This is a genomic window from Phocoenobacter atlanticus subsp. cyclopteri, assembly GCF_018343795.1.
In the GTDB taxonomy this organism is placed as follows: Bacteria; Pseudomonadota; Gammaproteobacteria; order Enterobacterales; family Pasteurellaceae; genus Phocoenobacter; species Phocoenobacter atlanticus.
Map to the genome: position 1 here is coordinate 482,159 of NZ_CP074346.1, position 12,316 is coordinate 494,474.

General features: G+C 34.1%; 8 protein-coding genes and 2 pseudogenes. 8 read left to right on the forward strand and 2 right to left on the reverse strand.

From position 1 onward, the window contains the following. Positions 1 to 50 precede the first annotated feature (50 nt). Positions 51 to 1,814: a 30S ribosomal protein S12 methylthiotransferase accessory factor YcaO gene (gene ycaO, locus KGI96_RS02210; protein ID WP_213156531.1), complete on the reverse strand. Its 1,764-nt coding sequence runs from the start codon at positions 1,812 to 1,814 to the stop codon at positions 51 to 53. A 172-nt stretch (positions 1,815 to 1,986) separates the two neighbouring features. Here ycaO and rng point away from each other — a divergent pair, with 172 nt between their 5' ends. After that, the gene (gene rng / locus KGI96_RS02215) at positions 1,987 to 3,465 is read left to right on the forward strand and encodes a ribonuclease G (RefSeq protein ID WP_213156532.1); all 1,479 of its coding nucleotides are present in this window, start codon (positions 1,987 to 1,989) and stop codon (positions 3,463 to 3,465) included. Positions 3,466 to 3,624: 159 nt separating this feature from the next. Here the strand turns inward: rng and KGI96_RS11100 are convergent, their stop codons facing one another. Next, positions 3,625 to 4,155 (reverse strand): hypothetical protein, encoded by a 531-nt coding sequence (locus KGI96_RS11100; protein ID WP_229577209.1) that lies wholly within the window; start codon positions 4,153 to 4,155, stop codon positions 3,625 to 3,627. 13 nt (positions 4,156 to 4,168) lie between these two features. Between KGI96_RS11100 and KGI96_RS02220 the strand changes: the two genes are divergently transcribed. The 7 genes and pseudogenes from KGI96_RS02220 (at position 4,169) to smpB (ending at position 12,297) form a co-directional block, all read left to right on the forward strand. After that, a complete protein-coding gene (locus tag KGI96_RS02220; protein ID WP_229577211.1) occupies positions 4,169 to 5,338 on the forward strand; it encodes a CAP domain-containing protein in 1,170 nt (389 codons plus the stop codon). Positions 5,339 to 5,663: 325 nt separating this feature from the next. Then, positions 5,664 to 6,362: pseudogene (locus tag KGI96_RS02225) on the forward strand (ribonuclease E/G); the annotation flags it as partial. Between the two features lie 171 nt (positions 6,363 to 6,533). Next, positions 6,534 to 8,324 (forward strand): CAP domain-containing protein, encoded by a 1,791-nt coding sequence (locus KGI96_RS02230; RefSeq protein WP_213156534.1) that lies wholly within the window; start codon positions 6,534 to 6,536, stop codon positions 8,322 to 8,324. 325 nt (positions 8,325 to 8,649) lie between these two features. Further along, positions 8,650 to 9,348: pseudogene (locus tag KGI96_RS02235) on the forward strand (ribonuclease E/G); the annotation flags it as partial. A 92-nt stretch (positions 9,349 to 9,440) separates the two neighbouring features. After that, the gene (locus tag KGI96_RS02240; RefSeq protein ID WP_211599345.1) at positions 9,441 to 10,868 is read left to right on the forward strand and encodes a DNA recombination protein RmuC; all 1,428 of its coding nucleotides are present in this window, start codon (positions 9,441 to 9,443) and stop codon (positions 10,866 to 10,868) included. 3 nt (positions 10,869 to 10,871) lie between these two features. Further along, positions 10,872 to 11,435, forward strand: a complete 564-nt coding sequence (locus KGI96_RS02245; protein ID WP_211599344.1) for an anthranilate synthase component II — start codon at positions 10,872 to 10,874, stop codon at positions 11,433 to 11,435. 382 nt (positions 11,436 to 11,817) lie between these two features. Then, complete coding sequence (smpB, locus tag KGI96_RS02250; protein ID WP_211599343.1) at positions 11,818 to 12,297, forward strand: SsrA-binding protein SmpB; 480 nt, start codon at positions 11,818 to 11,820, stop codon at positions 12,295 to 12,297. Positions 12,298 to 12,316: the final 19 nt, after the last annotated feature.

The window sequence follows — 12,316 nt, forward strand, 5'->3', positions numbered from 1 at the left end:
TTTTCTGCAAATTTTGATCAATATCTTACCGCTTAATTGTGGTTGAATAATTAGTTTTGAATAGGATTTAGTTTCGCTTTTTGCACTTTAAAATACGCTTCAAGTAATTTTTTATGAGAGGTTAAACCTGTTAAATTTTCATCAGAAGCTGTCCATTGATAGAATGGATTACCACCAGCAATAGCATTCCAAACAAATTCCACCGTCTCTTTTCCATACATTTTTTCAAAGATAGTTTGATATTGTTTAGGATCTCGCTCTTTATCTAAGAAGAGTTCAATAGATTGAATTAAACAACGATAGTAATTGTTTCTTTCTGGAGTGAATACTGTTGCGTTCATATCTACTGTCCAGTTTGCCCAGTCTAAGGCTTCTTCTAAGTTGCCAATGGCGAGGTTGAGCATTGATTTTAGTTCACCAATACGTAGGGTTTGTAGTGCTGAACCTTTATTTGCGGCTATGCCTAAAAACTCTCTTACACGGGTGAAATCATCAATACCTTGTTCGTCAAGTTGCTCTAGTAATTCTTGATAAGTGGCTTTGTTATGATGAAAATTGGGTAGATCTAATAAGATCTCACGCCACTGCATTCCCATATTATTATTGGTATAAATTAAATCATCAGCAGGGTAAATATTAGACATACTCGGGGCTAAAATTCGGCACGCATAAACTCCTAAATGCTCATAATCCATAATATAAACAGGTTGTTCAAGGTGGTTGAATATTGCCATTAGGTTATCAAACTCTTGTTGGGTTGAGCCTGAAAAATCCCAATGATGGAAATCAAAATCAGGATCTTTTTTGAATAAATCCCACGAAATCAGACCGCTTGAATCGATAAAATGCGTTTCAATATTGCTATGTTCTGCCACATCATCATTATCAAAAGAGGGCGGAGTGAAAACATCTAAATCTTTTAAACTTCTGCCTTGCAATAATTCGGTTACCGTACGTTCAAAAGCGACTTCAAAATTAGGATGTCCACCAAACGAGGCAAAGCAAGTACCATTGTGTGGATTTAATAAAATCACACAAATGACAGGGAATTGCCCACCTAATGAAGCATCAAAACAAAGGATTGGAAATCCCTCGTCTTCCAATTTTGAGATTGATGCCTTGATATTAGGATAGCTATCTATAATAGTTTGAGGAATTTCAGGCAAGCTGATGGCTTCGGTAATAATTTTATGTTTAACATAGCGTTCAAAAACTTCTGAAAGCCCTTGTACACGAGCCTCAAATTTCGTATTACCTGCTGACATTCCATTAGATACAAATAAATTGCCAACAATACTTTGTGGGATATAAATGGTTTCATTATCATCAAGACGAGTATAAGGCAGTGCGACAATACCACGCTTTTCATTACCAGATTGTAGATCAATTAATAGATCTGGTGTGAGTTCATTATCAGGATCAAAATAATTGCATAAATAAGGATCTAACAGACCGCTTGGTAGTTGCTGTTCATTTTCAATTGCAAACCATTTTTCATTGGGATAATGCACAAAATCGCTGTTTGCAAGTTGCTGACCTAAATAAAAATCCGCCCAAAAATAGTTAGTTGAAAGACGTTCAAAAAATTCCCCTAGTGCAGAGGCTAATGCCGCTTTTTTAGTTGCCCCTTTGCCATTGGTAAAACATTGTGGGCAATGTTTATCACGAATATGCACCGACCACACATTAGGTACGGGATTGAGCCAAGAGACTTCTTCGATATCAAAGCCAAGTTGAGTTAATTTATGTTGAAAAGTATTAATACTGTCTTCTAACGCTTTGTCTTTACCTAAAATAAAGGTTTGAGTTGTCATTGATTGTTGTCCTATTAGTAGAAGTTGGGTATTACATCTACAATATATTAAAATTATGTGAAACGGATCGCAGATTAGCAAATTTATTGTGAGATACAAAGTAAATTTTACTCTCTATAATGAGATTTAGTGTTAAAATTAGAAGATTAGTTTTTTAAATAAGAATAGAACAATGAATGGTGCAGAATTATTAGTCAATGTAACACCAAGTGAAACTCGTGTAACATTAGTTGAAAATGGTGTTTTAAAAGAAGTTCATATTGAACGAGAGTCAAAGCGGGGAATTGTTGGGAATATTTATAAGGGTAAAATTACCCGAGTATTACCCGGTATGCAGTCTGCTTTTGTAGATATTGGATTAGAAAAAGCCGCTTTTTTACACGCTTCTGATATTGTTTCTCATACGGAATGTATTGATGAAAGTGAAAAGAAACAATTTATTGTTAAAGATATTAGTGAATTAGTGCGAGAAGGGCAGAATATTATTGTTCAAGTGGTTAAGGATCCTATTGGTACAAAAGGGGCGAGATTAACTACCGATATTACCTTGCCATCTCGTTATTTAGTTTTTATGCCTGAAAATAGCCACGTAGGGGTTTCGCAGAGAATTGAGAGTGAATCAGAAAAAGAGCGTTTGAAAGCACTGGTTGAGCCTTATTGTGATGAAATTGGTGGTTTTATTGTTCGTACGGCTGCTGAAGGTGTGTCAGAAGAGAGTTTGCAACAAGATGCGATATTTCTAAAACGGTTATGGCGTAAAATAATAGAAAGAAAATCAAAATACAAAGTAAAATCAATGATCTATGGTGAGGTCGCTTTAGCTCAACGAGTACTAAGAGATTTTGTAGGAACACAAATTAGTTCTGTTATTATTGATTCTAAAATGACTTATGAACAAGTAAAAGAATTTTTAACGGAGTTTATGCCTGAATTAGCACATAATGTCGTACTATATAGTGGTGCAACTCAGACTCTCTTTGACGCTTATGGTGTAGAAGAATATATTCAAAAGGGATTAGAAAAGAGAGTTGATTTAAAGTCTGGTGGTTATTTAATCATTGACCAAACGGAAGCAATGACAACTATTGATATTAATACAGGGGCTTTTGTTGGACATCGAAACCTTGAACAAACCGTATTTAATACTAATATTGAAGCAACTAAAGCCATTGCACATCAGCTACAGTTACGTAATCTTGGCGGTATTATTATTATTGATTTTATTGATATGCAAGATGAAGAACATCAACAGCGAGTATTACAATCTTTAGAGGAAGCCTTGAGCAAAGATCGAGTAAAAACGAGTGTCAATGGTTTTACTCAGTTGGGTTTAGTAGAAATGACTCGTAAGCGAACTCGAGAAAGTTTAGAGCATATTTTGTGTGAAGATTGTCCTGCTTGTAAGGGAAAAGGTGTACAAAAAACCGTTGAAACGGTTTGTTATGAAATTCAACGAGAAATTGTTCGTGTACACCACTTGTTTAATGTTGAGCGTTTTGTCGTGTATGCTTCAAAAGATGTGGCTGATTATCTTATAAATGAAGAATCTCACGCTTTATTAGCACAATTAGAGGTTTTTACAGATAAAAAAGTTGAAGTTAAGCTCGAGCCTTACTATACCCAAGAACAATTTGATGTGATAGTGATGTAATTTGGGTATAGCGATATTTCTGTTTAATTAAGCAACAAAGTTTTATTTGTAATTTTATTTATGATTTTGTAATATATTTGTTATGAGAAAGTACTTATTCTAAGGTTGTTTTTAATATTCATCGTTTATGGAGGTTGGTATGAAAACCAAACTATTTCGTTATAACACTCTGTTTTTATCTGTACTCACATTACTTGTTACTGCTTGTGGTTCCGGTTCAAATAATAGTCCAACAGACACATCTTCTTCTGTAGTCCCAGATACTGGAACTTCAGGAAATTCAGGAACTTCAGGCACTTCAGGAAATTCAGGAAATTCAGGAAATTCAGGAACTTCAGGAAATTCAGGAACTTCAGGCACTTCAGGAAATTCAGGAAATTCAGGAACTTCAGGAACTTCAGGAAATTCAGGAAATTCAGGAACTTCAGGAAATTCAGGAACTTCAGGAACTTCAGGAAATTCAGGAAATTCAGGAAATTCAGGAAATTCAGGAAATTCAGGAAATTCAGGAACTTCAGGAACTTCAGGAACTTCAGGAAATTCGGGAACTTCAGGAAATTCAGGAAATTCAGGAAATTCAGGAACTTCAGGAAATTCGGGAACTTCAGGAACTTCAGGAAATTCAGGAAATAATGGTAACTCAGGAGGTGGTACAGATAATTTTACTGCTATTAATAATAGTAAAGTCATTACCTCTCCAAGTATGGTAGCAAGTAATATTTGGCATAGTAGTCAAACAAAAAAAGTAGCAAGTTTATCTGCTTATGATAAAGCACAAGTGTTAAAGGTATTGAAAAAAACAAATGAATATCGTCAAGCTGTTGGTAAACCACCTTTAGAATGGGACGAAAAATTAGCAGCTTATGCACAAATGCGTTCTCAAGAAATAGCAGAAAAATATAATCCTCCACACAAAAGACCTGATGGCAAAGATTGGTCTTCTGAGATTATTATGACTTATGGAGCAATTGGTGAGAATATTGCCGCAGGACAAGGTAATGCAGAGGAAGTATCGCTGGGTTGGAAGAATAGTCCGGGACACTATAGAAATATGATTAGTGGCAATTTTAGTAGAATTGGAATTGGTTTAGTACGTGTACCTAATGCTTCTGATCCTCAGGGATATACATATTATTGGACACAAACTTTTGGTGGTGGTAATGCAAAAAGCCCTTATACTTTTGATGAAAATCGCAAGCCAAAAGAACCTGATGTGATTAATATTTTGGGTAACAATATTGTTCTTCTTGAGGAAAATAAATTGGATATTCAAGGGGGAGAAGAGGTTGCTAGTAATGCAAGTATTGCTTATAAGAGAGGTCAGTTACGACACCCTGCATATAGCAAAAGTTTAAAATTTAGTTATGATGGTTTTGATGCTATTGTCCAAGATCCTAAAGCTACTGGTTTTGAATATCAAACTTTTGGGGAGATTGTTGATGGTAATCAGTTCCCTGTTCAATATATTAATATTGGTAAAGCAACCACTCCTGATGATATTTCAATTGTGAGAGCAACTTATAAAGGCGTTGCATTAGGAAGTGTTAAACAACATAAACATTATTATTCAGATGTAACTGCAGATATTGCTGATAAGAATATGCATATAGTCTTTAGTAATACACGTTTTAATGATCAAGGTGATGATGTTGCTTTCTTTTCTCCAAATACACCACAAGGAAGAGGTTTAAACTTTAGTGAAAATATGCAGTGGGATAGTCAAAAGCATCGTTTTGTTAAAGAAGATACTCAAGGTAACCATATTCATGCCCATTTTTATGGTCCAAATGGTGAGGAAATTGGTGGACAGTTTGATCGTGATGTTACGGATCTTGGGCGATATAGAGGTGCTTTTGGAGCAAAAAAACAGTAAATATACAAATTATTAAATAATATTAATGAAAAATTAGGCTAGAGGATTCTGTAGCCTAATTTTTTTATAAGATTAAAAAAATCTTACCACTTACAGCACCTTATAAATCTGTTAAAATTATTCTAGGCAATGTAATTCTCCGTTTAGTTGATTTTGGCGAATTTATTATAACAGATTTTTACGTTGCTTATTTTTTAGGTTCAAAAGATCAGCACGCCCTAGAAAAAGGCACCTTTTTACACGTTGCTGAAGGTGTGTCAGAAGAGAATTTGCAACAAGATGCGATATTTCTAAAACAGTTATGGCGTAAAATAATAGAAAGGTACTATATAGTGGTGCAACTCAGACTCTCTTTGACGCTTATGGTGTAGAAGAATATATTCAAAAGGGATTAGAAAAGAGAGTTGATTTAAAGTCTGGTGGTTATTTAATCATTGACCAAACGGAAGCAATGACAACTATTGATATTAATACAGGGGCTTTTGTTGGACATTGAAACCTTGAACAAACCGTATTTAATACTAATATTGAAGCAACTAAAGCCATTGCACATCAGCTACAGTTACGTAATCTTGGCGGTATTATTATTGATTTTATTGATATGCAAGATGAAGAACATCAACAGCGAGTATTACAATCTTTAGAGGAAGCCTTGAGCAAGGATCGAGTAAAAACGAATGTGAATGGTTTTACTCAGCTGGGTTTAGTAGAAATGACTCGTAAGCGAACTCGAGAAAGTTTAGAGCATATTTTGTGTGAAGATTGTCCTGCTTGTAAGGGAAAAGGTGTACAAAAAACCGTTGAAACGGTATGTTATGAAATTCAGAGAGAAATTGTTCGTGTACACCACTTGTTTAATGTTGAGCGTTTTGTCGTCTATGCTTCAAAGGATGTAGCTGATTATCTTATCAATGAAGAATCTCACGCTTTATTAGCACAATTAGAGGTTTTTATTGAGAAAAGAATAGAAATAAGAATAGAACCTTTTTATAGTCAAGAACAGTTTGATGTGATAGTGATGTAATTTGGGTATAGCGATATTTCTGTTTAATTAAGCAACAAAGTTTTATTTGTGATTTTATTTGTAGTTTTATTTTTTATTTTGTGATTTTATTTGTGATTTTGTGATATATTTGTTATGAGAAAGTACTTATTCTAAGGTTATTTTTAATATTCATCGTTTATGGAGATTGGTATGGAAACCAAACTATTTCGTTATAACACTCTGTTTTTATCTGTACTCACATTACTTGTTACTGCTTGTGGTTCAGGTTCAAATAATAGTCCAACAGACACATCTTCTTCTGTAGTCCCAGATACTGGAACTTCAGGAAATTCAGGAACTTCAGGCACTTCAGGAAATTCAGGAACTTCAGGAACTTCAGGAAATTCAGGAACTTCAGGAAATTCAGGAACTTCAGGAAATTCAGGAACTTCAGGAACTTCAGGAAATTCAGGAACTTCAGGAAATTCAGGAACTTCAGGAACTTCAGAAAATTCAGAAAATTCAGAAAATTCAGAAAATTCAGAAAATTCAGTAAATTCGGGTAATTCAGAAAATTCAGGAAATTCAGAAAATTCAGAAAATTCAGAAAATTCAGGAAATTCAGGAAATTCAGAAAATTCAGGAAATTCAGGAAATTCAGGAAATTCAGGAAATTCAGGAAATTCAGGAAATTCGGGTAATTCAGGAAATTCGGGAAATTCAGGAGCTTCAGGTAATTCAGGAACTTCAGGTAATTCAGGAAATAATGGTAACTCAGGAGGCGGTACAGATCATTTTACTGCTATTAATAATAGTAAAATCATTACCTCTCCAAGCATGGTAGCAAGTAATATTTGGCATAGTAGTCAAACAAAAAAAGTAGCAAGTTTATCTGCTTATGATAAAGCACAAGTGTTAAAGGTATTGAAAAAAACAAATGAATATCGTCAAGCTGTTGGTAAACCACCTTTAGAATGGGACGAAAAATTAGCAGCTTATGCACAAATGCGTTCTCAAGAGTTAGTAAAACAATATGGGCATACAAGACCTAATGGAACGGATTCATCTTCTGAAATTATTATAACTTACGGAGCAGTTGGTGAGAATATTGCCGTAGGACAAGATAATGCAGAGGATGTATCACTAGGTTGGAAGAATAGTCCGGGACACTATAGAAGTATGATTAGTGGCAATTTTAGTAGAATTGGAATTGGTTTAGTACGTGTACCTAAAGCTTCTGATCCTCAGGGATATACATATTATTGGACACAAACTTTTGGTGGTGGTAATGCAGAAAGCCCTTATACTTTTGATGAAAATCGCAAGCCAAAAGAACCTGATGTGATTAATATTTTGGGTAACAATATTGTTCTTCTTGAGGAAAATAAATTGGATATTCAAGGGGGAGAAGAGGTTGCTAGTAATGCAAGTATTGCTTATAAGAGAGGTCAGTTACGACACCCTGCATATAGCAAAAGTTTAAAATTTAGTTATGATGGTTTTGATGCTATTGTCCAAGATCCTAAAGCTACTGGTTTTGAATATCAAACTTTTGGGGAGATTGTTGATGGTAATCAGTTCCCTGTTCAATATGTTAATATTGGTAAAGCAACCACTCCTAATGATATCTCAATTTTGAGAGCAACTTATAAAGGTGTTGCATTAGGAAGTGTTAGCCAACATAAACATTATTATTCAGATGTAACTGCAGATATTGCTGATAAGAATATGCATATAGTCTTTAGTAATACACGTTTTAATTATCAAGGTGACGATGTTGCTTTCTTTTCTCCAAATACACCACAAGGAAGAGGTTTAAACTTTAGTGAAAATATGCAGTGGGATAGTCAAAAGCATCGTTTTGTTAAAGAAGATACTCAAGGTAACCATATTCATGCCCATTTTTATGGTCCAAATGGTGAGGAAATTGGTGGACAGTTTGATCGTGATGTTACGGATCTTGGGCGATATAGAGGTGCTTTTGGAGCAAAAAAACAGTAAATATACAAATTATTAAATAATATTAATGAAAAATTAGGCGAGGGGATTCTTTAGCCTAATTTTTTTATAAGATTAAAAAAATCTTACCACTTACAGCACCTTATAAATCTGTTAAAATTATTCTAGGCAACGTAATTCTCCGTTTAGTTGATTTTGGCGAATTTATTATAACAGATTTTTACGTTGCTTATTTTTTAGGTTCAAAAGATCAGCACCCCCTAGAAAAAGGCACCTTTTTACACGTTGCTGAAGGTGTGTCAGAAGAGAATTTGCAACAAGATGCGATATTTCTAAAACAGTTATGGCGTAAAATAATAGAAAGGTACTATATAGTGGTGCAACTCAGACTCTCTTTGACGCTTATGGTGTAGAAGAATATATTCAAAAGGGATTAGAAAAGAGAGTTGATTTAAAGTCTGGTGGTTATTTAATCATTGACCAAACAGAAGCAATGACAACTATTGATATTAATACAGGGGCTTTTGTTGGACATTGAAACCTTGAACAGACAGTATTTAATACTAATATTGAAGCAACTAAAGCCATTGCACATCAGCTACAGTTACGTAATCTTGGCGGTATTATTATTGATTTTATTGATATGCAAGATGAAGAACATCAACAGCGAGTATTACAATCTTTAGAGGAAGCATTGAGTAAGGATCGAGTAAAAACAAATGTGAATGGTTTTACTCAGCTTGGTTTAGTTGAAATGACCCGCAAACGCATCCGAGAAAGTTTAGAGCATATTTTGTGTGAAGATTGCCCTGCTTGTAAGGGAAAAGGTGTACAAAAAACGGTTGAAACGGTATGTTATGAAATTCAGCGAGAAATTGTATGAGTGCATCATCTTTTCTCAGCTGAACGTTTTGTGGTTTATGCTTCAAAAAATGTGGCTGATTATCTTATCAATGAAGAATCTCACGCTTTATTAGCACAATTAGAGGTTTTTATTGAGAAAAGAATAGAAATAAGAATAGAACCTTTTTATAGTCAAGAACAGTTTGATGCGATTGTAATGTAAAAAGTATAAGTAAAAGAAAAATTTTATGTTGCAGTGGTGGGGTTATTGGTATAATCCCACCATTTACTTTACTAAAGGATAAGAGTTTGAATATGGATACATTTTATGGGTTATACGGTGTTTTAGCTATTGTTATTTTGATTGCAGGATTACTTTTTTTCAATCGGTATTATCTTCAACAGCAGTTAGCAGAGGTTTCTCGTAAATATACTCTTTTAACAGAGGAGAAAACAAAACTAGAGCAGTGGGCGATTGAGAAAAATACTAAACTAGAAATGACGCTTGAACAACTGAAAGAGCGAAATACTTCTTTTTTAGATATACAGCAACAAAATCAATCTTTGTCTTCTCAATTAAATCAAACTCAATTGGAACTCGCTCAGTTGCGTACCACGTTATATGAAAAACAGGCAAATTTTGAAGAGCAGCAACGTAATTTTGTAGAAGTAAAACAGCAGTTAAATACGGAGTTTCAACATCTTGCTCAAAAGATTCTAGATGAAAAAACAAAATCCTTTAGTGAAAATAATCAATCTTCAATGAATTTGTTGTTAAAACCTTTTAAAGAGCAGATCGATCAGTTTCAGAAACGTGTTAATGAAGTGCATAGTGAGTCTGTAAAAGGGAATGCGAATTTAGAATCTGAAATTAAACGAATATTGGATATTGGTCTTTCAATGTCACAAGAAGCGCAGAATTTAACAACTGCATTAAAAGGTAATAATAAAGTAGTGGGGAATTGGGGTGAAATTCAGCTTGAAAGTGCATTACAGTCTGCAGGATTATTAAAAGATCATCATTACCTTGAACAAGAGAGTTATCGTAATGATGAAGGAAAACGTTTTGCACCAGATTTTGTGGTTAAATTACCAGACAATAAACACCTTGTTTTAGATAGCAAAGTATCGTTAGTGGCTTATGATCAAGCGGTACGATCAGATGAACATTTTGCAATTTCTCAAGCGTTAAATGAACATTGCAAATCGTTACGTACCCATATTGATGGACTTTCTAAGAAAAATTATAGTCAGTTATTAGGTATCACCAGCCCTGATTTTGTGTTGATGTTTGTTCCCATTGAACCTGCTTACATTGAAGCAATGAAACACGATCCTCAATTGTTTAATTATGGTTATGAACGCAATGTCATTTTAGTTTCTCATACGACATTAATGCCAATTTTACGTACTGTGGCAAATTTATGGCGAATTGAACGAGGCAATACAGAAGCTCGTGAAATCAGTGAAAAAGCAGGGGATATTTATAATCAAGTCTGTGTAATTGCAGAGCGTTTAAACAGCTTAGGAAAAACATTAACCACAGTGAATAAACACTATAATGATACAGTGACATCTGTTGTTGGACAGCGTGGATTAGTAGGAAAAGTCGAGCGTTTTCAAAGTCTTTCCGCAAAAGCAATTCAAAGTAAACCACCACAAATAGAGCCATTAACCAATGATTTTGATACTACTCGTTTAGAATTATTGGTTGAACAGCAAAAAGATAAAATAGAGCAGTAGTAGATGATACTTATTATAGATAATCACGACTCCTTTACCTTTAATTTAGTGGATTTATTCCGCAAAATTAAGGTGCAAGTAGAGGTTGTCTCTGTAGAAAACTTAGAACTAGATAAGATTGAAAAATATAGTCATATTTTAATCTCTCCAGGACCCGATGTACCGAGTGCCTACCCAATATTATTTGAAATATTGCAACGTTATTCACAAACAAAATCTATTTTGGGGGTTTGCTTAGGACATCAAGTGTTGTGTGAGTTTTTTGGTGGACAGCTATATAATTTAAATAGAGTAAGACACGGTCAGAAAAGCCAATTACGTTATATCAATAAAAGCCCTATTTTTAAAAATCTTCCAGCAACATTTAATGTCGGTTTATACCACTCTTGGGCAGTTTTGCAAAATTCACTTAATAACTCACCGCTTGAAGTAACCGCTATTTGTGATGAAAATATTGTAATGGCAGTACAACATCAAAATCTACCTATTTATGGGGTACAGTTTCACCCTGAATCTTTTATGACTGAATTTGGAAGGAAAATATTACAGAATTGGCTGGATGTTTAGGGTAATTGTAAATTTTTAACTGGATGTCACCGCTATATTTTATCAATTCATCATATAACCCATTGATGTATAAATATATTTTAGAGACAGGGCATACCCTGTTTGTCCTTACATCAGGAATTAAATTTGTAAATTTTTGATTTGATTTACCCGCTATTTATATTGAACCATTAGATTGTGAAGAAATAGGTATTAAAGAAAATTAAATAAAAGATTGAGTAATACCAGTATAAATTTCATTTTTGTCTCAAAAAATTTGTAAATTTTTATAAAGATGTGACCGCTTATGATTTTATTCTAAACTTGATTCAGGTAGAATGATAAGGTATTTTAAAAATAACAAATTTATAACTTATTAACTTAACGTAGAAACTTAAAAACTATGGCGAAAGCAAAGAAAAAATCAGCAGATAATACGATTGCTCAAAATAAGCGAGCGAGACACGAATATTTTATTGATGATGAAGTAGAAGCAGGGTTAGAATTACAGGGCTGGGAAGTGAAATCTTTACGAGCGGGTAAAGCGAATATCGGTGATAGCTATGTGATTTTTAAAGATGGCGAGGCTTTTTTATTTGGGGCAAATTTTACGCCATTGAGCGTTGCATCAAGCCACGTGGTATGCGATCCAACTCGTACTCGCAAACTGTTATTAAGTCGTCGTCAATTAGACTCGCTTTTTGGTAAATTAAACCGTGAAGGCTATACTATTGTTGCAACGGCACTTTATTGGAAAGGAGCGTGGGCAAAAATAAAAATTGGTTTAGCAAAAGGTAAAAAACTTTACGATAAACGAGCTGACGTTAAAGATCGTGAATGGCAAGTTGCAAAAAGCCGTATTATGAAAAATGCGGCACGATAATTTTCAAATTCAGTTTAAA

Coding starts and splice junctions, on each gene's coding strand:
- KGI96_RS11100 (WP_229577209.1), bottom strand. CDS start 4,155: ATGACTTTACTATTATTAATAGCAGTAAAATTATCTGTACCACCTCCT.
- ycaO (WP_213156531.1), bottom strand. CDS start 1,814: ATGACAACTCAAACCTTTATTTTAGGTAAAGACAAAGCGTTAGAAGAC.
- rng (WP_213156532.1), top strand. CDS start 1,987: ATGAATGGTGCAGAATTATTAGTCAATGTAACACCAAGTGAAACTCGT.
- KGI96_RS02230 (WP_213156534.1), top strand. CDS start 6,534: ATGGAAACCAAACTATTTCGTTATAACACTCTGTTTTTATCTGTACTC.
- KGI96_RS02240 (WP_211599345.1), top strand. CDS start 9,441: ATGGATACATTTTATGGGTTATACGGTGTTTTAGCTATTGTTATTTTG.
- KGI96_RS02220 (WP_229577211.1), top strand. CDS start 4,169: ATGGTAGCAAGTAATATTTGGCATAGTAGTCAAACAAAAAAAGTAGCA.
- KGI96_RS02245 (WP_211599344.1), top strand. CDS start 10,872: ATGATACTTATTATAGATAATCACGACTCCTTTACCTTTAATTTAGTG.
- smpB (WP_211599343.1), top strand. CDS start 11,818: ATGGCGAAAGCAAAGAAAAAATCAGCAGATAATACGATTGCTCAAAAT.